This is a genomic window from Arthrobacter sp. MYb214 (genome assembly GCF_002979865.1).
Classification (GTDB): domain Bacteria; phylum Actinomycetota; class Actinomycetes; order Actinomycetales; family Micrococcaceae; genus Glutamicibacter.
Map to the genome: position 1 here is coordinate 1 of NZ_PCPZ01000004.1, position 20,131 is coordinate 20,131.

The 20,131-nt window shown below is 64.2% G+C and carries 22 protein-coding genes; 6 read left to right on the forward strand and 16 right to left on the reverse strand.

Annotated elements, in window-relative coordinates; genetic code table 11:
• Nucleotides 1-281 precede the first annotated feature (281 nt).
• Nucleotides 282-1,235 (forward strand): NAD(P)H-dependent flavin oxidoreductase, encoded by a 954-nt coding sequence (locus CQ012_RS10825; protein ID WP_105662165.1) that lies wholly within the window; start codon nucleotides 282-284, stop codon nucleotides 1,233-1,235.
• On the opposite strand, the gene panC is transcribed toward CQ012_RS10825, so the two are convergent.
• From panC to dacB, 13 genes are all read right to left on the reverse strand, one after another.
• Nucleotides 1,232-2,098 carry a pantoate--beta-alanine ligase gene (gene panC, locus CQ012_RS10830; RefSeq protein ID WP_105662166.1) on the reverse strand — a complete coding sequence of 289 codons (867 nt, stop codon included), beginning with the start codon at nucleotides 2,096-2,098 and terminating at the stop codon, nucleotides 1,232-1,234. The genes CQ012_RS10825 and panC overlap by 4 nt on opposite strands.
• A gap of 4 nt (nucleotides 2,099-2,102) precedes the next feature.
• Nucleotides 2,103-2,969, reverse strand: a complete 867-nt coding sequence (locus tag CQ012_RS10835) for a Rossmann-like and DUF2520 domain-containing protein (protein WP_105662167.1) — start codon at nucleotides 2,967-2,969, stop codon at nucleotides 2,103-2,105.
• A gap of 2 nt (nucleotides 2,970-2,971) precedes the next feature.
• Nucleotides 2,972-4,369 (reverse strand): PH domain-containing protein, encoded by a 1,398-nt coding sequence (locus tag CQ012_RS10840; RefSeq protein ID WP_181148927.1) that lies wholly within the window; start codon nucleotides 4,367-4,369, stop codon nucleotides 2,972-2,974.
• On the reverse strand, nucleotides 4,366-4,863 hold the full coding sequence (locus CQ012_RS10845) for a PH domain-containing protein (RefSeq protein ID WP_105658624.1): 498 nt from the start codon (nucleotides 4,861-4,863) through the stop codon (nucleotides 4,366-4,368). Before CQ012_RS10845 ends, CQ012_RS10840 begins: the two co-directional genes overlap by 4 nt.
• Nucleotides 4,832-5,293, reverse strand: coding sequence for a DUF3180 domain-containing protein (locus CQ012_RS10850; RefSeq protein WP_105658625.1), 462 nt, complete (start codon nucleotides 5,291-5,293; stop codon nucleotides 4,832-4,834). Before CQ012_RS10850 ends, CQ012_RS10845 begins: the two co-directional genes overlap by 32 nt.
• Nucleotides 5,281-6,123, reverse strand: coding sequence for a 2-amino-4-hydroxy-6-hydroxymethyldihydropteridine diphosphokinase (gene folK, locus CQ012_RS10855; protein ID WP_166650737.1), 843 nt, complete (start codon nucleotides 6,121-6,123; stop codon nucleotides 5,281-5,283). The genes CQ012_RS10850 and folK overlap by 13 nt, the downstream gene beginning before the upstream one ends.
• The gene (gene folP / locus CQ012_RS10860) at nucleotides 6,110-7,012 is read right to left on the reverse strand and encodes a dihydropteroate synthase (RefSeq protein WP_105662168.1); all 903 of its coding nucleotides are present in this window, start codon (nucleotides 7,010-7,012) and stop codon (nucleotides 6,110-6,112) included. The genes folK and folP overlap by 14 nt, the downstream gene beginning before the upstream one ends.
• An 8-nt stretch (nucleotides 7,013-7,020) precedes the next feature.
• Nucleotides 7,021-7,599, reverse strand: coding sequence for a GTP cyclohydrolase I FolE (folE, locus tag CQ012_RS10865; RefSeq protein WP_286134348.1), 579 nt, complete (start codon nucleotides 7,597-7,599; stop codon nucleotides 7,021-7,023).
• A 9-nt stretch (nucleotides 7,600-7,608) separates the two neighbouring features.
• The gene (ftsH, locus tag CQ012_RS10870; protein WP_105658628.1) at nucleotides 7,609-9,534 is read right to left on the reverse strand and encodes an ATP-dependent zinc metalloprotease FtsH; all 1,926 of its coding nucleotides are present in this window, start codon (nucleotides 9,532-9,534) and stop codon (nucleotides 7,609-7,611) included.
• Nucleotides 9,535-9,641: 107 nt separating this feature from the next.
• Entirely contained in the window at nucleotides 9,642-10,193 is a 552-nt protein-coding gene (hpt, locus tag CQ012_RS10875; RefSeq protein WP_105658629.1) for a hypoxanthine phosphoribosyltransferase, read from the reverse strand.
• 64 nt (nucleotides 10,194-10,257) lie between these two features.
• On the reverse strand, nucleotides 10,258-11,184 hold the full coding sequence (gene tilS, locus CQ012_RS10880) for a tRNA lysidine(34) synthetase TilS (protein ID WP_286134349.1): 927 nt from the start codon (nucleotides 11,182-11,184) through the stop codon (nucleotides 10,258-10,260).
• Nucleotides 11,181-12,107: a zinc-dependent metalloprotease gene (locus CQ012_RS10885; RefSeq protein WP_105662169.1), complete on the reverse strand. Its 927-nt coding sequence runs from the start codon at nucleotides 12,105-12,107 to the stop codon at nucleotides 11,181-11,183. Before CQ012_RS10885 ends, tilS begins: the two co-directional genes overlap by 4 nt.
• Before the next feature lie 18 nt (nucleotides 12,108-12,125).
• Nucleotides 12,126-13,490, reverse strand: coding sequence for a D-alanyl-D-alanine carboxypeptidase/D-alanyl-D-alanine endopeptidase (dacB, locus tag CQ012_RS10890; RefSeq protein ID WP_105662170.1), 1,365 nt, complete (start codon nucleotides 13,488-13,490; stop codon nucleotides 12,126-12,128).
• A gap of 97 nt (nucleotides 13,491-13,587) precedes the next feature.
• Between dacB and CQ012_RS10895 the strand changes: the two genes are divergently transcribed.
• Nucleotides 13,588-14,067, forward strand: a complete 480-nt coding sequence (locus tag CQ012_RS10895; protein WP_105658632.1) for an inorganic diphosphatase — start codon at nucleotides 13,588-13,590, stop codon at nucleotides 14,065-14,067.
• Between the two features lie 100 nt (nucleotides 14,068-14,167).
• Here the strand turns inward: CQ012_RS10895 and CQ012_RS10900 are convergent, their stop codons facing one another.
• Complete coding sequence (locus CQ012_RS10900; protein ID WP_105662171.1) at nucleotides 14,168-15,376, reverse strand: DNA recombination protein RmuC; 1,209 nt, start codon at nucleotides 15,374-15,376, stop codon at nucleotides 14,168-14,170.
• Between the two features lie 83 nt (nucleotides 15,377-15,459).
• Between CQ012_RS10900 and CQ012_RS10905 the strand changes: the two genes are divergently transcribed.
• The 4 genes from CQ012_RS10905 (at nucleotide 15,460) to CQ012_RS10920 (ending at nucleotide 17,868) form a co-directional block, all read left to right on the forward strand.
• Nucleotides 15,460-16,083 (forward strand): pyroglutamyl-peptidase I, encoded by a 624-nt coding sequence (locus tag CQ012_RS10905; protein ID WP_105662172.1) that lies wholly within the window; start codon nucleotides 15,460-15,462, stop codon nucleotides 16,081-16,083.
• A gap of 9 nt (nucleotides 16,084-16,092) precedes the next feature.
• Nucleotides 16,093-16,314, forward strand: a complete 222-nt coding sequence (locus CQ012_RS10910; protein ID WP_133833724.1) for a hypothetical protein — start codon at nucleotides 16,093-16,095, stop codon at nucleotides 16,312-16,314.
• Nucleotides 16,315-16,493: 179 nt separating this feature from the next.
• Nucleotides 16,494-17,153 carry a membrane protein YczE gene (gene yczE / locus CQ012_RS10915; protein WP_105658636.1) on the forward strand — a complete coding sequence of 220 codons (660 nt, stop codon included), beginning with the start codon at nucleotides 16,494-16,496 and terminating at the stop codon, nucleotides 17,151-17,153.
• 112 nt (nucleotides 17,154-17,265) lie between these two features.
• A complete protein-coding gene (locus CQ012_RS10920; protein WP_105662174.1) occupies nucleotides 17,266-17,868 on the forward strand; it encodes a hypothetical protein in 603 nt (200 codons plus the stop codon).
• Between the two features lie 9 nt (nucleotides 17,869-17,877).
• Here CQ012_RS10920 and CQ012_RS10925 read toward each other — a convergent pair whose 3' ends face one another.
• Nucleotides 17,878-18,708 (reverse strand): HAD family hydrolase, encoded by an 831-nt coding sequence (locus CQ012_RS10925; protein WP_105662175.1) that lies wholly within the window; start codon nucleotides 18,706-18,708, stop codon nucleotides 17,878-17,880.
• A gap of 124 nt (nucleotides 18,709-18,832) precedes the next feature.
• Nucleotides 18,833-20,110, reverse strand: a complete 1,278-nt coding sequence (gene serS, locus CQ012_RS10930; RefSeq protein WP_105658639.1) for a serine--tRNA ligase — start codon at nucleotides 20,108-20,110, stop codon at nucleotides 18,833-18,835.
• Between the last annotated feature and the right edge of the window lie 21 nt (nucleotides 20,111-20,131).

The window sequence follows — 20,131 nt, forward strand, 5'->3', positions numbered from 1 at the left end:
TGAGTTCTCAAACAACAAACACTCTCGACACCACAACCACCAATCCTTCGATGACTGCTTCGCTCCGGAGCAACTTTTCCAACTTACCAGACTTCCTGATCCGATCAAAATCGGCGGAAAACCTTCAGTGAAAAGTGATTGGCTGCCGGGTGAACAATCGGTAGATTCCGTGTTGTTTCCGTTCCGGCAACAGATAAAAACTATACACAGGTTCTTGGGCACTTACAAATCGAGGGGCCGCGTTCTAGGTCACATTCATTTCGCTGTTCTAGTCTGGGCTCATGAGCGACCTGCAAAGACTCCTTGGATACCGTGAACCCATCTTCAATGCATCTATGGCTGGCGCGGCTGGCGGCGCCTTGGCTGCAGCTGTTTCCCACGCGGGAGGTGTAGGGATGATCGGTTCGCCTGCAACTCCCACAGCTGACTGGATTGAACAGCAAACGCAATTCGTTGAATCCCTGAGTACTCCATGGGGCGTCGGCTTCATGGCCTGGGCGTTGGAAACGGATCTCTCCCCGCTAGAGGCCTTCTTGGAGTTCGGGCCCTCGTTGGTGACCTTGAGCTTCGGCGATGTCACCCGGGCCGCGGCGGTAGCCCATGAGGCTGGAGTTCTGACCGCCATGCAGGTAGGCAATGCGGCAGATCTGGAACGCGCGATGGCTGATGACATCGACATCATCATTGCCCGTGGCGCAGAAGGTGGCGGACATGGCCGCAATGAAGCCGGAACTCTGCCGCTGCTGCAGCTGGCAACCGCCCAGCACCAGAAGCCTGTGGTGGCGGCCGGAGGCATCGGCACTGCGCGAGGTATCGCCGCGGTGCTGTCAGCTGGCGCGGAAGCTGCCTGGATCGGGACCCGTTTCCTCTCGGCAGCAGAGTCCAGCGGGCACGGGAACATGAAGAGCGCAGCACGCAATGCGGGCCTGGATGACACTATCTATACCCGCGCCTTCGATCTCGCCCAGCAATTGCCATGGGCGCCCGAGTTCGGCGGACGGGCGCTGCGCAATGAGTTCAGCGACAAGCACGCGGATCTTTCCAGCTGGGAGCCGAACGATGCGCTGCGCGAGCAGATGGATCAGGCCCGCTCCGAAGCGCTGACGGACATAGCCCCGGTCTATGCCGGTGAGGCAGTGCAGTTCGTTGGCGCCGAGCAGCCCGCCGCCGAAATCATGCAGGAGCTGTGCGGCTTCCGCCAGGTCCTCGGGCAGGCTGCTCGACGATTTGCCTAGATCGGCTGGTTGTCGATCAGACGGACGTTGCCCACCTTCGCCGCGACAAGGATCAAGCCCTCGCCGGTGAAGGGGGTGTCCTGGCAGTTGAATGCCAGTTCCTGCAGGGTATCCGGGTCAACGACGGCGAAGTAGTCCAGCTCCACCAGCGGGGCCATCTGGTACATGGCGATGGCATCCTCGATGTACAGCGGTTCATTGCGTGCCGCACGGTCGGCAACCAGCTGGATCGAACGGTGCAGCACCAAGGCTGCTTCCTTCTCTTCCTCGCTGAGCAATGCATTGCGGCTGGAAAGCGCCAGGCCTTTCGGGCTGCGCACGATCGGCACCGCACGCAGTTCTACCGGATAATCCAGGTCGGCAACCATGCGGCGGATCAGCATCAGCTGCTGGGCATCCTTCTGGCCGAAGTAGGCGCGGTATTCGCCCCGACGCGGGTCGGCCAAGTGCAGCAGCTTGGCAACTACGGCCAGCATGCCATCGAAGTGGCCTGGACGCGAGGCGCCTTCATACATTTCGCCCAGCGCGCCGGAACTCAACTTCACCAGCGGAAGGCCGGCATGGTAGATCTCGGAAGCGTCCGGGGCAAAGACAAGATCGACGCCGGCGGCCGCGGCCAGCTGCACATCAGCGTCGAGCTGGCGCGGATAGTTGGCGTAGTCGCTGGCATCGTTGAACTGCAGCTCATTGACGAATACGGAGATGACTACAAGTTCGTTTTCTTCGCGGGCGGCCTTGAACAGCGAAGCATGTCCGCGGTGCAGGGCTCCCATAGTGGGCACGAAGCCCAGCGATCCCGGGTTAGCTGCGGCAATAGCAGCCTTCAGCTCGGCACGGGTCTTTACAATCTTCGGGGTTTTCACCCTTCTATTCTAGAACTCGCAGAAGCTCTTCCAGCGTGCCTTGGGAGATCAGTCCGCGTTCTGCGGCGCGCAGCGCGGTAGCGCGCGAGAGGCTCCGATAGGAATTGTTGGTTTCCGCCGGGGCGTCGGCCAGCGCCTGCAGGTGCGCGGTGACCGTTCCGCTATCGCCTCGTGCTACCGGGCCGGTCAGTGCGCCCGCGCCGGAACGCAGGGCGTTATCCAGGCTCGCGTACATCAGGGCGCGCAGGGTATTGGATGGTTCTTCCACGCCGATCCGGCGCAGGATGTCCGCCGATTGCGCCGTGATGGTGTTCAGGTGGTTTGCCGCATGGGCCAGGGCCGCGTGGTAGCTGGCACGATCCTGCTCGGCGATCACCACCGGCTCCCCGCGCATTTCCACCACCAGCGCCTGGGCTACCGGGAGGATGGCCTCGTCCGCGGTGACCGCGAAGACGCAGTCGGTCAGGCGCTGGAGGTCCATGCTCATGCCGGTGAAGGTCATGGCCGGGTGGATTGCCAGTCCAAAGGCGCCAGCATCCAAGGCCGGTTGCAGGATCGAGGTGCCGTACCGCCCGGCGGTGTGCGCGATCAACTGCCCGGCGGCGATATGGCCGCCCGCTGCCAGTCCGGACACCAGTTCGCCGAGCACGTCGTCGGGTACCGCAAGGAGCACCAGTTCGCTGCGGCGCAGGATTTCTGCTGGGTCCAGCAGTTCCACGCCGGGCAGCAAGGCGTCGGCGCGATCGCGCGAATCCTCCGAGACGGCGTGGATTCCGGTGATCCGGTGTCCGCTGGCTGCCAGCGCCGCACCAAGCACGGTGCCTACCTTGCCGGCGGAGATGATGCCGATTCCCAAGCGTGGTGCGTCCACTTCTACCTTTCAACCAGGCGCCGGGTTTGCGCCCGAATAAATTCTGCTGCGGTGTCCGCATCAATTTGATGCAGGTACCCGATGATATTTCCGCCGGCACAGTGCAAGCGGACACCGGCCAGTTTACGTCCTTGCTCCCATGGTCCCTGGCCCCAGCTCATGCCCTGCACCCGGTTATGCGGCACGAAGCTGGCCTGCCGGGCCAGCCAGCCATACCGGGAAATCACCGTGGTGCCGGTGGCCAGGAACGCCTGGTGCTTCCATGCCCCGGGCGATAGCGGCTTGGCGCGTTCCGGGGAGCCGGTGAAACCGTGTTCGCATCCGGTGCTCACCGCGGTGGCCAGCACCTCGCGCTGGTTGGCGACGCCAAGATCCGGCAGCAGGATCCCCATGATCCGGGCGACCGACTCGAAGTCGCCCACCGGGAGCACCTGCAGGTTATCCGCGTCATCGCTCTTGGTGCCCAGCACGTTGACTTCCACCTTGTACCAGCCCAGCATCCGCCAGAAGAAGGGTGCCGTCACCGAAATGGCCTGGACGCGGCCGGCAGGAATGGAGTGCTGGCGGGTGTCAGCCAGTCCGTAGCTGATGCGCATGCCGGTGTCCGAGGCGCTGGCGGTGAAGTTCCAGCCCTGGTTCAGCTGCTTGTAGTAGAAGCTGCCGAAGGCCAAGGCCGCGGGGACCAGGGCCGCGATGATTCCGTCGACCCCGGCAAGCCAAAGCACCAGCATCGCCAGGCATGCGAGCACCCCGAACATCACCGGCAATTGCAGGAACATGGAGCCAATCAGGCGCCCAATGGGCACGTTGGCCATCAGCGGCAATGCGTCCGCGGCGGCCTGCGGCTGGGCTGCCGCGCGATCCGCCGCGTCGTGGGAGCCGCTTTCTTGGGCAGCGGCAGGTTCTTCGCCGCGGGCCCGCTCCAGGATGACCACGCGCAGCGCGTGGGCATCGGCCTTGCGCAGGAAGGAAAGGCGCAGCACCGACTCGGAGGAATCGGCCACGTCAAAGCGCAGTTCGGCGAGACCCAGCAGCCGGGCTACCAGTGGCTGGGCAATGTCTATGCCTTGCACCTTGTCGATGCGCGCCTGCTTCTGGCTGCGGAATAGCATCCCGGAATTCACGTACACGTGGGTGCTGGTGAGCTTATAGCGGGTGAAGTACCAGGAAAGGAAGTAGAAGATGAGCACCACGGCCAGTGCGATGCCGGCGCCCGCGACGGTCCACATCAACCTGGTGCCGGAGAAGCGCTCCGCCCAGGACAGGTCGTCGGTGTTCTGCCAGTAGATGTAGCCCAGGCCGATGATGGCCAGCCAGCCGTGGACGAACGGGCTGGCTGGATGCACCCGCTGCCATGGCTCGGCACTGTCTCCGGTGGCCAGTTCTTCGGCCTGGCTCATAGCATTTTCTCTTCGCCGGCGGCCACAAGCCGTTCGCGCAGGGCCTGCCCTTCGCGCTCGGGCAACCCGTAGACGTGCGCGGTGGCAGCGCTGCCGGCGGTGTTCAGCGTTAGCTGGCATAGCCCATAGCGGCGCTCCAGCGGCCCGCTGTTGACCTCGACGTATTGCATGCGGCCGTAGGGAATGACCACCTGCTTGCGCCACATCACCCCGGAGCGGACGATGAAGTCTTCTTCGCGTTCGAGATAGCCCAGTGCGGCGACCTGGCGGCGGATGATGCGCAATGCCGGCAACGCGATCGCCAGCACCAGCAGGACCGGGGAAAGCACCAGCCACAGCGGGATGCCGACGCCGGTGACTGCCAGCACGGCAGGGACCAGTGCCGCCAGCAGGAACAGGCCCCAGGTGATTGCCCAGGTGGTGAACTTGACCTTGGCGTAGTCCCGGTGGGCTGGGGTGAAGTTATTCGGTGACCACGGAGTCGCTGTTGCCATCGGTATCCTCTGGAGGTAGTTTGCACAGTTGCTGAACAATATACCCAATAATCACCATGAGGACACCAGCACCAGTCAGCACCAGGCCGCGGGTCAGGGTGGGGGTGATCCCAGTGGCCGCCCAGAGGGTGATGATGGCCGGAACATGCCAACCGGCAATCACCGCACCAGCATACGCCGAGGCCTGGGCCAGAACCAGGGTACGAGCTGCGGCGATCGGCTCGAAGTCCGATTTGCCCAGGGTGGAGCGCTTCACGCGGATCCCCAGGAACAGGATCACCGCGCAGACCGCGCCCAGCGAGTACAGGGCGGAGTAGTCCAGCACCGGCGCGTACCTGCCTGCCGCGGTGAGCAGGCGCAACGCGATCCAGCCGGCCACGGCCCCGAGCCCGGCGCACCAGAGCAGCCAGCGCAGCTTCAGCTTGGCCATAGCCGGATGATGTCCTTCGTATCGGCAGCTTCGGCGGCCAAACGGGAAACCAGTTGCCCGTTCAGCACCGCGTCCGGATCCATCCAGCTCCACGGGGCCAGCACGAAGCCGCGGATCGCGGCGCGCGGATGAGGCAGGGTCAGCCGCTCATCATCCAGGTTCAGCTGGTCGTAGGCGATCAGGTCCAGATCCAGCGTGCGCGCTTCCCAGCGCACTTCGCGGGTGCGGTGGTGCTTGGCTTCTATCCACTGGCACAGATCCAGCAGCTCATGCGGGGCCAGCCGGGTACGCACTTGGACGACCTGGTTGGTGTAATCGGGCTGTTCCGGCGGACCGCCTACCGGCTTGGTGATGGCCAGCGGGGAAACCTTGAGCAGCTCGACTTCTGCGCCGAGGTCCTGCACCGCGGCGGCCAGGGTAGCCTGCGGATCACCCAGGTTGGCGCCCAACGCGATGATCGCGGTGTGCTGCTTCTGGTGCCGCGTCAGCGAGATGGTGACATCGGTGAACGGTACCGGGATTGGAGCCTGCGGCTTGTGCACCACCACGTCGATGGTGAACACGCCCGGGTAGGCGGCGAGGATCGCCTCGGCGATTTCGCTGCCCAGCTTCTCGATCAGGTCCCACGGGCCGGCCTGGATCTGCTGGACTACCAGCTCGCTGACTTCGCCGTAGTGCACCGTGTCAAGAACATTGTCGCTGGCTGCCGCACGTGAGATATCCACGTGCAGCACCACGTCAATGATGAATTCCTGGCCGTCGCGCTTCTCATGGTCGAAAACGCCATGGTAGCCGGTGGCCGAAATTCCGTAGATGCTAATGCGATCCATAGGCCTGCACGACTTCAATGGCGTCGCGGTTGCCGGTGACATCGTGCACGCGCACTGCCCAGACCTTGTCGCGGGCGCCCAGCACGGTGGTCGCGGCGGTCGCGGAATCGCGTTCCATCGGCGCGCGGCTCTTGGAGCCTTCGGCCAGCAGTTCGCCCAGGAAGCGCTTGCGGCTGGTGCCGATCAGCACACGGTGGCCCAGCTCCTCGATGGCAGGGACGTTGGCCAGCAGCGCCCAGTTGTGCTGCGCATCCTTGGCGAAGCCCAGTCCCGGATCGATGATGATCTGCTCCGGGGCCACGCCCTTGGCGACGAATTCATCGCGCAGCATGCGCAATTCTGCGATGACCTCGGTGACCACGTCCTGGTAGTTCGCCTCGGAAACCATGTCCTGCGCGGTGCCGCGGCGGTGCATCAATACGTAGGGGACGCCGGTTTCCGCGATCAGCTCCGGCATGCCCGGCTCATAGGTCAGGCCGGAAACGTCGTTGATGAGGTGCGCGCCGGCGGCGATGGCCGCGCGGGCGGTGGAGACATGCATGGTGTCCACGGAGATCACCGCGCCGGCCTTCACCAGGGCTTCGATGACCGGGATGATGCGCTCGCGCTCCAGGGCAGGATCCACGTTCGTGGCGCCCGGGCGGGTGGATTCGCCGCCCACGTCGATGATGTCGGCACCCGAGTACAGCAGCTTCAGGCCCTGGTCGATCGCGGCATCGCCGGACAGGTACTTCCCGCCATCCGAGAAGGAGTCCTCGGTGACGTTCAGGATGCCCATGACCAGGGTGCGGCCGGTTGGCAGGTCGGCCATGGTCTTCTTGCTGGACTTGCGGATCACCGGCAATGGGCTGGTGTTCGGGCCGGTGCCCGGGATCGCTCCAAGCGACATGGGGGTTCCTACTTTCCGAGGATCAGGCTCATGGCTTCGGCACGGGTGGCGGTTTCCCGCAGCTGCCCGCGCACCGCACTGGTCACGGTCTTCGCGCCGGGCTTCTGCACCCCGCGCATGGACATGCACATGTGCTCGCATTCAACGACGACGATCGCACCGGAGGGGTTCAGGTGCTCCACGAGGGCATCGACGATCTGGGTGGTCAGGCGCTCCTGGACCTGCGGGCGGCGGGCGTACACCTCGACCAGCCGGGCCAGCTTGGACAGGCCGGTGACCTTGCCGCCCTTGCCCGGGATGTAGCCGATATGCGCCGAACCGTAGAAGGGCACCAGGTGGTGCTCGCAGGTCGAGTAGAACGGGATGTCCTTGACCAGCACCATCTCATCGTGCTCGATGTCGAAGGTGGTGGACAAGTGGTCTGCCGCTTTCTGGTGCAAGCCGGCGAAGAACTCCGCATAGGCCTTGGCCACCCGCTTCGGGGTGTCTACCAGGCCGTCGCGGTCGGGATCCTCGCCAATGGCTTCCAGGATCTCGCGCACGGCTGCCGCGATCCGCGGCTGATCAATCTCTTGTAGTTCACTCACGCTTCGATCCTAGTCGGTCGAGGAAGCTGCGCGCTCCTTGGGGCTTAATATCGGGCCCTCTTGGTGCACCGGACGGGCCTCGTTGCTCAGCCAGACTTCGCGCTTGTCGCGCTTTACCAGGTCGGAGAAGATCTCGGCGATCTCCTTCTGGTTCAGCGTCTCGCGCTCCAGCAGCGCCAGGGCCAGGCGGTCGAGCACATGGCGGTTGGCCATCAGCGCCTGGTAGGCGTCGTTGTGCGCCTGCTCGATCAGCTCGCGCACTTCCTGGTCCACCAGGTGGGCCATTTCGTCGGAGAAGTCGCGGGAGGCGGTGCCCATGCCCTGCTCGGCAGCCGAGCCGGCCAGGCGCACGGCGCCCACCTTCTCGCTCATGCCGTATTCGGTGACCATCTTGCGCGCGGTGGCGGTGGCCTTCTCGATGTCGTTGCTGGCACCGGTGGACGGATCGTGGAAGACGATCTCCTCGGCGACGCGCCCGCCCATGGCGTAGGCCATCTGGTCCAGCAGCTCGTTGCGGGTGACCGAGTACTTGTCGGATTCGGGAACCACCATGGTGTAGCCCAGCGCGCGGCCGCGCGGCAGGATGGTGATCTTGGTGACGGGTGCGGTCTGGTTCATGGCCGCTGCCACCAGCGCGTGGCCGCCCTCGTGGTAGGCGGTGACCTTGCGCTCGTGCTCGTCCATCAGGCGGGTGCGCTTCTGCGGGCCGGCCATGACGCGGTCGATGGCCTCGTCCAGGGCGCGGTCGTCGATCAGGTTCGCGTTGGAGCGGGCGGTGAGCAGCGCGGCCTCGTTGAGCACGTTGGCCAAGTCGGCGCCGGTGTAGCCCGGGGTCTTCTTCGCGACGGCGTTCAGGTCCACGGTGGCATCCATCGGCTTGCCCTTCACGTGCACGGCCAGGATCTGCTCGCGGCCCTTCAGATCCGGTGCCTCCACCGGGATCTGGCGGTCGAAGCGGCCCGGGCGCAGCAGCGCCGGGTCCAGCACGTCGGGGCGGTTGGTCGCGGCAATCAGGATGACGTTGGTGGTGGCGTCGAAGCCGTCCATCTCCACCAGCAGCTGGTTCAGGGTCTGCTCGCGCTCATCGTTGCCGCCGCCGATGCCGGCGCCGCGATGGCGGCCGACGGCGTCGATTTCGTCAACGAAGATGATCGCCGGGGAGTTGGTCTTTGCCTGCTCGAACAAGTCGCGAACGCGCGAGGCGCCCACGCCGACGAACATCTCCACGAAGTCCGAACCGGAGATCGAGTAGAACGGTACCGCCGCCTCGCCGGCTACGGCCTTGGCCAGCAGGGTCTTGCCGGTGCCCGGAGGGCCGTAGAGCAGCACGCCCTTGGGGATCTTCGCGCCCAGGGCCTGGAATTTGGCTGGTTCCTGAAGGAATTCCTTGATTTCGTGGAGTTCCTCCACGGCCTCGTCGGCGCCGGCGACATCCTTGAAGGTCACCTGCGGCATGTCCTTGGTGATCAGCTTCGCCTTGGACTTGCCGAACTGCATGACCTTGGAGCCGCCGCCTTGGGAGCGGGCGAGGATGAACCAGAAGATGCCGGCGATCAGCAGGAACGGGATGATGATCCCGAGCATCGACAGCAGCCAGTTGCTTTCCACCGGCTGGTCGGTGAACTTGCCCAGGTTGGCCTTGTTGATCTCATCGACCACCAGTTCGGCACGGGCGGTGGAGTAGTAGAAGCTCACCGAGGTGCCCTTGTCCACGCCATCGACCTTCAGCGAGTCGCGCAGCTTCAGATCCACGCGCTGGTCGCCGTCGAACATCTTCGCTTCGGTGACATTGCCGCTGGTGAGCTGGTGCAGGCCTACGGAAGTGTCCACCTTGGCCGAGTTATTGCCGAAGACCATCGGCAGGAACAACACCACGGCGACTACGCCGACCAGGACCCAAATGATCCAGCTGTTAAAAAGCTTCTTCGTTTTCATTGATCCGACAGGCCCCGCGCCTGGCGCATCCCCCTCACGCACTGCTCTGGCGTCCGGGTCACGCCACCTTCGATATTTCTCAACGCCCCATTGGCGAGAAAAGTTCCCTACTGGTAAATATGCGGGGCCAAGGTGCCCACGCAATCAAGGTTGCGGTACTTTTCCGCGAAGTCCAGGCCGTAGCCCACCACGAATTCGTTCGGGATGTCCATGCCGACGTACTTGACGTCGATTTCCACCTTGGCTGCTTCCGGCTTGCGCAGCAGGGTGCAGATTTCCACCGAGGCCGGGCCGCGGGATTCCAGGTTGGACTTCAGCCAGGACAAGGTCAGGCCGGAATCGATGATGTCCTCGACGATCAGCACGTGCTTGCCCATGAGGTCGGAATCCAGGTCCTTGAGGATGCGCACCACACCGGAGGACTGGGTACCCGAACCGTAGGAGGACACTGCCATCCAGTCCATGGTCAGGTGGGAGTTCAGTGCGCGAACCAGGTCAGCCATGATCATCACGGCGCCCTTGAGCACACCTACCACGAGGATGTCGCGGCCTTCGTAATCCTTGTCGATCTGCGCGGCAAGTTCTTCCACGCGGGCCTGGATTTCTTCCTTGGTGTACAGAACGTGCGCAAGATCGGCTTTGACTGCATTGGAATCCACGAGAATTCTCCTGATTCTAGAGGTGTGGTACTTACCTAGAGTGCCACATTTAGCGGAAGGTTGTTTAGCCGGTTGTGGTGAAAACGATCACCGATTGCCGCCGGAAGGCGCTGATCCTGCCATCCAGCTGCACAGGACCAGCTGATTTGGACTTGGGGACGCCGAGCCCGGCCAGCGCGCACAGCGCCGCCGTTCGCTCATGGCCCACATTCCTGGCCCCGGCTTCCATGGCGGCCAGGCGTAATACTCGCGAGCTGATGGCCACCGGCAGCTTGGCCAGGTCCGGGATCGCCAACCCGTGCTCGTCCTTGGCCGCTTGGGCCCATTCGTCGAGGGCTTGGGCGTCGGCGGCGGCCAGGCTGGCGGTGCGCGCCAGTGCTTCGGGAACATGCTCGCCAAGTTCCTCGCGCAAGAAGGGCAGGATCCTATGGCGGATGAGGTTGCGCTTGTACCCGGTGTCCGCGTTGCTCGGATCTTCCCAGTAGCCAAGCCCCGCCTGCCGGCAGATTTCCTCGGTTTGCGCCCGGGACAGTTCCAGCAGGGGGCGCCGGTAGGCTCCGCGCCGGGCAGGGATGCCGGCCAGCGAGCGGGTTCCCGATCCGCGCAGCAGCCCCAGCAGCACCTGCTCGGCCTGGTCGTCGCGGGTGTGGGCGAGCATCAATGCCTGCGCGTTGAACTGCTGCAAGGCTGCTTCAAAGGCCTGGTACCTGGCCGTGCGGGCCGAAGCCTCGTCATCCGAGGTCTCGACCTGGAGCACCGCCACCGGGTCCAATCCCAGCTCGCGGCATTGCCCGGCGGCTCGTTCGGCCGCCTGGGCGCTGCCGGGCTGCAGGCCGTGATCGATAACCACGGCGCCGAAGGAAGCGGGCAGCGTCGCCGCGGCAATGGCCAGGGCTAGCGAGTCGGCACCGCCGGAAACCCCGATCAGGTTCAGCCCGGGCGCGCTGCTGGCACTGATGGCGGCGCGGGCAAGGTGAAGGGCGCGGCTCATCGGGTGCGGGCCAGCCAGCGTTCCGGGTCATCGAGTTCCCCGGCGCTCGGGAACATCTCGCGGGCGGTGAAGATTTCGTTGAAGCCCTCGTAGCCGATCGCGTCGACGATATGCCGCACGAATTTTGCCCCGCGTTTGTACTGCAGCGCCTTGGCATCCAATCCCAGCAGCTTGCCCAGCAGGATCGCCAGGGCCGAACGGTTCTCGCCACGGGCTTCGAAGCGGCGGCGGATGGTCTTGATGCTGCGGATCGAGGTGACATCGTTCATCACGACCATGGCGTGGCCTTCGAGCACCGACATGATGCTGGTCAGTTCGCTGACCTCGGACTTCATGGATTTCAGGCGTTCACCCAGTTCGCCCATGGAGTGGGTGGTGCCGGCCAGCGGCTCGAAGGCCTCGGCCAGGGTCTGCTTCATGACCCCGGGGATCCAGGCAGCGTGCTCGAATTGCAGGCGGTGGGTCTGCTCGTGGGTGGCGATCCACAGGTAGAAGTCGCGGGCGTTCACATTCAGCTCGCCGCGGATCTGGGTGATGGTCGGGGCGTTGAGCAGCAGGCGCGGGCCGACGAATGGGTCGAACTGGCCCAGCACCCGGGTGCCCAGCACCGAGAGCACCGCGCCAAGTTCTGCGCCGGCAATCAAGGGGACCACACCGGGGACGTCCTGGCGCGCTGCCGGGAGCAGGGCCGCGAAATTCTGGCTGACGGCCTTGGCCCAGCCGGACCGGTCCACCACCAGGGTCTGCGAGGGCGCGGAAGCAGCCAGCTTGGAAACCTTCTCGGCCTCCACCAGGCCTTCGCCGGCGGCGATGCGCAGTTCCTCGATGATCCGTGCGGCATCCTGGGCCTGGATCCCCGGCCCGGCGGGCATCAGGGTTTTCGCGGCCTTGGCCGCCAGCTTCCAATCGACGAACTGGTTCATTTGCTGCTCCTGCGGCGTTCAGCTCCGGCAGCCACAGCCACGGATGGCGGTGACAGCAGAGTCAATGGTTGGCTTGTGGGGTGCGAGTGTTCCGTTGGGCTGATCGGCATAGATCGAGAAGGCGAGCAGGCGCCCGTCTTCGGTCATGGCCATGCCCGTCAGCGTGGCCACGCCGGTGAGCGAGCCGGTCTTGGCGCGGACCAGGCCAAGTGTTCCGGCACCGCCCAGGCGGTTCATCAAGGTGCCGTTGTAGCCGGCGACCGGCAGCGAGTAGACGACCTCGCGCAATTCCGGCTTCTTGCTGGTGGCGGCCGAGCGCAGTACCGCGGTCAGCGCCGCGGGCGAAATCCGGTTCCTGGCAGCCAGGCCGCTGGTGTCCACGAGCGTGTGTCCAGCAGCCCCATGGGCCTGGGCCACAGCAGCGACGGCGGCCCCTGCCTGTTCCCCGGGCATCTGGCGGTCCAGCGCCACCAGGCGGCCCATGGATTCGGCAATGTAGTTATCCGAAACCAGCAGCATGTGCTTGATGACATCGCGCAGCGGTGCGGACTTCACTTCGGTGATCTGCTCGCCCCCCGCATAGGGGCCGCGGCCACCCTCATCCACCTTGACCCGCTCGCCCAGGGCTTGGGCGAAGACCTTGCGGACCTGCCCGGCCGGGTCGGACTGGTAGGCGGTGCTGGTGCTTTCCCCGGCACGCCCGGCGTAGTGCGCAATCGGGTAGACCTGGCCAATGTTATTGGAGGTGAACAGCGACTTGTCCCAGGCGGGGTTGCTGTGCGCATCGCCGAACAGCGAGTCGTCCAGCCACAGCTTGACCTCGCTGATGCCGCGCTTTTCAAGTTCTTCGGCGGTCTGCTTGGCCAGGGTTGCCAGTCCTGCATAGCCCTTGGGGTGCGCCGGGTCCGATTCCCCGTCGCCCAGCAGCACATCTCCCCCGCCGCGCAGGATCAATGTGCCGCCATCGAGCAGCACGCTGGTGGACAGCTGGGTGTCGCCGCCGAGGGCATCGAGGGCCGCGATGGCGGTGACTACCTTCAGGCTGGAGGCCGGGGTGCCATTTATTTCGGAGTTCCTGTCATACAGGACTGTGCCCGTGGCCACGTCGACCACCTGGGCGTTGAAGGACGTCCGGTCGGGCTTGTCCGCCAGGATGCCATCCAGCTTCGCGGCGAGGATCCCGGGGTCCGGTTGCGCGGCGTTGGGGTCCAGGTCCCGCACGGCGACTGGGGATTTATCGGCCAGCTGCGCGCTGGCCGGGGTGTAGAAAGCCTCGGGCTCTCCGGTGAAGAATCGCGGGGCCAGCAGCATCGCGGCAATCACTGCAACCATGGCAACAATCGCCACCCCCAGCGTAATAGCGCGTCGGGCGGCAGTGTTCATATGGTTACATTCCTCTCGCAGTTTTATCCATCAGGCGCAATGGGGCGATACCCTTATTAGCGGATATCCCTAAGACTAGTTTAGGAGTGTGCTTTTCATGAGCCACGACGTGACCATCGAGATCCCCACCGGATCGCGCGTCAAGTACGAGATCGACCACGAGACCCACCGCCTGCGCCTGGATCGCGTGCTGTTCACCTCGATGCAGTACCCAACCCACTACGGCTACTTCGACGATACTCTGGGCGAAGATGGCGATCCATTGGACGCCATGGTCTTCATCCCGGGTGTTGACCTGATCCCAGGTGTTGTTGTCGAAGCACGCCCAATTGGCGTATTCAACATGACCGACGATGGCGGTGGCGATGCCAAGCTGCTGTGCGTTCCTGCCGACAAGCGCTTTGACCACATCAAGGAACTTGAAGACATCGACGAATGGCTGATCAAGGAGATCGAGCACTTCTTCACCCGCTACAAGGACCTGGAACCAGGCAAGTGGGTCAAGGCCGAGGGTTGGGAAGGCCGCGAGGCTGCCGAAGCCGAGCTGGCTCGCTCCATCGAGCGTTTCAAGGCCTAGCCACTAGGCTCAAGCCGAACATGGCGGCGACCCCCGAATCGGGGTCGCCGCCATTGCTTTTGCTGCCGGTTCACTGCCGGAGACCCGGACTTGCCCGGCGCTAGGCTTCAGGCAGCATTCCGCTGAGCACATCTTCCTGCGCGGAAACTTCCAGGGTCTGCACGTCCTTGAGTTTCCGCTCCACCGCACGGGTCCGGGTACCGGCATCGCGCACCGTGTTCTGCGCCGTGGCCAGCTGCTTGCCCAGCTTGTCCCAGACATCTCCGTACTTGCGGAACTCTTCCTTGGCCGCCGAGAGCACCTGCCACACCTCACTGCTGCGCTTCTCAATGGCCAGTGTCCGGAAACCCATTTGCAAGGAGTTCAGCAGGCTCATCAGGGTGGTCGGCCCCGTGACCAGCACCCGGTGCTCGGCCTGCAGCTTGCTGGCCAGCCCCGGGCTGCGCACAACCTCGGCGAACAGCCCCTCGGTGGGCAAGTACATGATGGCGAAGTCGGTGCTGTACGGCGGGGCGATGTACTTGCTGGAGATCAGCTTGGCCTGCTCAAGGATCGCCCGGTCCAGCGCCTTGCCCGCAGCGGCGATGACGGCCTTGTCGCCGTGCTCCTGGGCATCGAGCAGGCGCTCGTAGTCCTCTTGCGGCAGCTTGGAGTCGATTGGCAGATAGATCGTTCCGGCATCCCGCCCGGGCAGGATCACCGCGAACTCCACGACCTCGCGGCTGCCGGGCACGACCGCCACGTTCTGCTCGTACTGCTCTGCGGTGAGGATGTCTTCCAGCTGGCGCGAAAGCTGCACTTCGCCCCATGAACCACGGCTCTTCACGTTGGTGAGCACGCGTTTCAGCCCGCCGACATCCTGGGCCAGGCTCTGCATTTCCCCCAGCCCCTTCTGCACCATTTCCAGCCGCTTGCTGACCAGTTCAAAGGATTCGCCCAGCCGCTTCTCCAAGGTCCCCTGGAGCTTCTCGTCCACCGTCTCGCGCATCTTCTCGAGTTTGGCTTCATTGCCCGAGCGCAGTTTCTCCATTTCCTGCTGGAGCAGCCCCTGGACCTGCAGATGGCGGTTCGCATTGGCTTCTGCCATCGCGGTCAGCTTGGCGTCGATCTCGGTACGCACTTCGCCCATCCCCTGGCGCAGTTCGGTGCGCTGGGTCCCCAGTTCCTGCCGGAGCTCCGCATTAGCAGCACGCACCGAGTCCTGGATCTGGGTGCCATCAGAGCCGGATGTCCTGCGCACCAGCAGCAAGGCAATACATGCCGTTGCCAGAATATTCAGGATGACGAGTACAAAAACCGCGATTACCATGAGCACCTAACCAAGAACTGTCGAGCGGACCATTGCCTCAGTCCTATCAGCGGACACCGACAGTTTGGGCCCATAATGGGTCCATGCATATTTTGGTCACCGGTTTCGAGCCGTTCGGCAACGACGAATTCAATGCCAGCCAGGAAGCCGTTTCCAGCCTTCCCAGGCAGCTGGGCGAGCATCAGGTCCTCACCGCCATGCTTCCGGTGTCCTTCGCGGCCTCCGGCAAAGCACTCGAATCGCTCTTGGCGAAGCACCAGCCCGATGCGCTGATTTGCGTCGGCGAAGCCGGCGGCCGGAATGCAATCACGCCGGAGCGATGGGCTTTTAACGAAGATGATGCCCGCATCCCCGACAATGATGGCGCCCAGCCACGGTCAGCGGCCATCAAGGCGAATGCGCCGGGACGCTTGGATGCCACACTTGATCCAGCAGCGGCCGTCCGCGCCCTGCTCGCCGCAGGCTATGAGGCAAGGGTCTCCGAGGATGCCGGGCGTTTCGTGTGCAACCACACTGCGTATTTGGCGTATTCCCAACCGGTCCCGGCATTGTTCATCCATGTTCCCGCACTGCGCCCGCCAGGGGTTCAAGCCACGGTTGGTGCTGAAACCGACGCATCGGCCAGCCAACCTCGGCCCGGGGACCTGAGCCAGCTATCGTCGGCCCTGGGCATTGCGATACTGGGAAGCCTCGCCCCCGGTGGATAGACTGCTTTCATGGAAGCGGTAATGGCACTGGACGGCCTGGAAGTTGGCATTCTGGTGCTGTGGGCGCTGGGCACGCTCTTTGTGCTGGTGCAGTTCCTCCGCGAACGCTGTGTGCGCACCGCCATACCGCTGGCCCTAGCCATGCCTATTCCCCTGTTTGGCGCCGTCTACTCGGTGGCCCGCTTGACCGGGATCATGATGAAACGAAAGCCTGGATCCGATAATGAATAGCAGTCCCACCCGCTGGATGGTTCTTTTTTCGCTTGCCATCGGCTTTCTTTTCATCGGAGCTTTCGCCCTGGTTGTCTCGGGGCTCGCTGCACCATGGCTGGACTGGGACTAGGAATGTGACCATCTGATACTTGCGGGATTACTGCCGGGGTTCAGCGCAGGGCTAGCCTTGAAGCATCATGACCCTGCATAATCTCACTCCGCTCGATCAGCTGCGTGCCGGAAAGCTCCCCCTGCGTCTTGCAAATCTGTTCATCGGCCTCATGCTTTTTGCGCTGGCCATGGCACTGCTGATCCGCGCCCAGCTCGGCGTGGATCCGTGGGATGTGCTTCACCTGGGCCTGGCCAACTACATTCCGCTGTCGCTGGGAACGATAGTGATCATCGTCGGCGTCGTGGTGCTGCTGGCCTGGATTCCGCTCAAGCAGTGGCCAGGATTGGGCACCGTCGCCAATGTGCTGCTCATCGGGCTTGGCCTGGACTTCTTTCTCTGGCTCATCCCTGATGTCCACGGGTTGGGCTGGCAGATCCTGACCCTGGTTGGCGCCATCGCCGTCAATGGCCTTGGCGGCGCCCTGTACATCGGCTGCCATTTCGGCCCCGGCCCGCGCGACGGCCTGATGACCGGGCTGCATTTGCGCACCGGCAAATCGATCCGCCTGCTGCGCACCATTATCGAGGTGTGCGTGCTGGGGATCGGCTGGTTGCTCGGCGGTCCGGTGGGCGTGGGCACGGTGGCTTATGCGCTGCTGATTGGCCCCGCTACGCAGTTCTTCTTCAAGTACACGACCGTTGCGCTGCCCGCCCAGCAGGGCGCGCCCAGCAGCACCCTGTCCTAGTTCCTCCTGATCCCGCCAGCCGGCGGACCAGCATCAGGCTGGAGCAGCACCGTTAGCCGCCAAGTGCCGCACAGTGCGCGACAAACCCGGTTGCACACGCAATACTTGAATCATGTTTGTCGTTGCGCTCAGCCCCCGGCCCCGCTCGGTCACCGATGTTGCCGCCGCCAGCGAGCAGCTCTGGCACCAGCTGGAACAAGTCGACACCCACGCGCCGTTCACCGCGCTCAGCGGGCAGCTGCTGCTCGGAGTGCCCAGTGACCCCGATGCCGCCGTCGACGCGCTGCTGCGCGTGGCACGGCTGAACTTCTGCAATATCGGGCTGGGCATCGGCAGCCTGTACGAGCCGGTGCCCGTAGAGGCCGACCTGGTCGAGGGCAGGGCGGCGCGGCGCGCGCTCGGCGCGCTGGAGGCGGCCAGCCACCGCGGCGAAAGGGTCCCGATCTGCGTTTCCTCGGGCAATGACGAGATGGACGGCGAGCTCGAGGGCCTGCTGCGCATGCTCGGACAGTGGATCCGCACCCGCACCGAGGCCGAATGGTCCGTCGTTGACCTGTTGACTCCCGGTGTGCGCGGGCAGCAAAAAGCGGTCGCCGGGATCCTGGGAATCACTCCCCAGGCAGTATCTGCGGCGATCGTGCGTTCGGGCTACAACGACGAGCTGGGCGCGCGGGCAGCGATCGCCCGGCTGCTGGAATACACCGACCAGCTCTAGACTCTGGTGCTAGCTGCCCAGCAGCCCTTCCAGGACGATGGCCAGGCCATCCTGGTCAACGCCTTCAGTCACGGCGTCGGCCGCTGCCTTGACCTCATCCGGCGCTTGGCCCATGGCCACGCCATGTCCGGCCCACTGCAGCATTTCGACGTCATTGCGGCCATCGCCTACTGCCAGCGAGTCCTTCGAATCGAACTTCAGGATCGCCCGCAGCCGCTCCAGGCCGCTGGCCTTGGTGGTACCCTCGGCGGCAATATCCAGCCAAGCGGTCCAGCCCACCGAGTAGGTCACCCCGGAGAGCCCCAGGCTCTGCACGGCATGCCCGAATTCCTCGGCGGTGTTGTCGGTGGAGAAAACCACCACGCGCACGGCCTTGCTGTTGACCAGCTCGCCGAAATCAACGACCTTGCTCTCGGCGCCAAAGCTCATGTCGCCGAAGGTTTCGCTGGAAAGGAATTCGCCGCGCTCGTTTTCCAAGGCGTACTTGGCTTTGGGAAGCTGGTCGCGCAGCGCCTTGAGCGCTGTCGACGGGTCGAAGATCTCGCGGTGCAGGATCTCGACTTCATCCTGGCACACCTTTGCGAGCACGCCGCCGTTGCTGACCACGACATAGCCATGGTCGATGCCCAGTTCCGCCATGATGGGCAGGGCCGCACCCAAGGAGCGGCCGGTGGAGATGATTACCTCATGGCCCTGGGCCACTACAGCCCGCGCGGCATCGCGCACGCGCTGGCTCATTTCCCCCTGGTGGTTGACGATGGTGCCATCCACGTCAAGGCAAATCATCAATTTTTGCTTGGTCAGCCGGTCATCGTTGCCGAGCTTAGTCATAACAGTCATGGCTCAAGTTAACCACCACCGCGGGTTTTTGGCGATGACCCAAGGCACAGCGCCAAGTGAACAACCGGTTAAAAGCATTTGCCGGCTGCCCGCGAGGGGCAGCCGGCAAATGGCCGGTCATTGGCTACTTGAGTACTTCGAGTCCGCCAAGGTAAGGCTGCAGCGCCTTGGGCACGTTGACCGAACCGTCCGGGTTCTGGTGGTTTTCCAGAATCGCCACGAGCCAGCGGGTGGTCGCCAGGGTGCCGTTCAGCGTCGCCACCGAACGGGTCTTGCCGGCCTTGCCGTCGATGATCTCGCGTTCGCGGATATTCAGGCGGCGGGCCTGGAAGGTGGTGCAGTTCGAGGTCGAGGTCAGTTCGCGGAAGGTGCCCTGGGTAGGAACCCAGGCTTCGCAGTCGAACTTGCGCGCGGCGCTCATGCCCAAATCCCCGGCGGCGGTGTCGATCACGCGGTAGGGAAGTTCCATGCGCCCGAGCATGTCCTCTTCCATGGCCAGCAGCTTCTGGTGCTCTGCTTCGGCGTCCTCGACGCTGGCGTAGACGAACATCTCCAGCTTGTTGAACTGGTGCACGCGGATGATGCCGCGGGTGTCCTTGCCGGCCGAACCAGCCTCGCGGCGGTAGCAGGAGGACCAGCCGGCGTAGCGGATCGGGCCGTCGGCCAGATCCATGATCTCGTCCGCGTGGTAGCCGGCCAGGGCCACCTCCGAGGTGCCGACCAGGTACATGTTGTCGCGCTCGAGCTTGTAGATCTCGTCGTCGTGCTCGACATCGAAGCCGGTGCCCTGCATGGTTTCGGGGCGGACCAGGGTCGGGGTGATCATCGGGATGAAGTCGTGCGCCATGGCCACATCCAAGGCCATGTTCATCATCGCGATTTCCAGCCGGGCGCCGATGCCCTTGAGGAAGTAGAAGCGCGAGCCGGAAACCTTGGCGCCGCGTTCCATGTCGATGGCGTCCAGCTTCTCGGCGATCTGCAGGTGGTCCAGCGGCTCGAAGCCCTCGGCCTTGAAGTCGCGGGCGGTGCCCACGTGCTTGACGACGGTGAAGTCATCCTCGCCGCCGGCCGGGATGCCGTCGATGATCAGGTTGGGGATGGAACGCTGCAGTGCGGTGCACTTGGCGGAGGCCGCGTCGGACTCGGCCTGGGCGGACTTCACCGCGGCAGCGAGCTCCTTGACCTCGGCAAGCAGGGCGGCGCGCTCGTCGCCCTTGGCCTTGCCGACCTTCTTGGAGAACGCATTCTGCTCGGCACGCAGGCGCTCGTAGGTGGCGATGGTTTCACGACGTGCCGTGTCAGCTGCCAGCAGCTGGTCAATTAACGACTCGTCGGCACCGCGCGCGCGTTGCGAGGCACGGTACAAATCCGGATTTTCGGTGAGCATTTTCAGGTCGATCACATGTTAAGGGTAGCAATCATG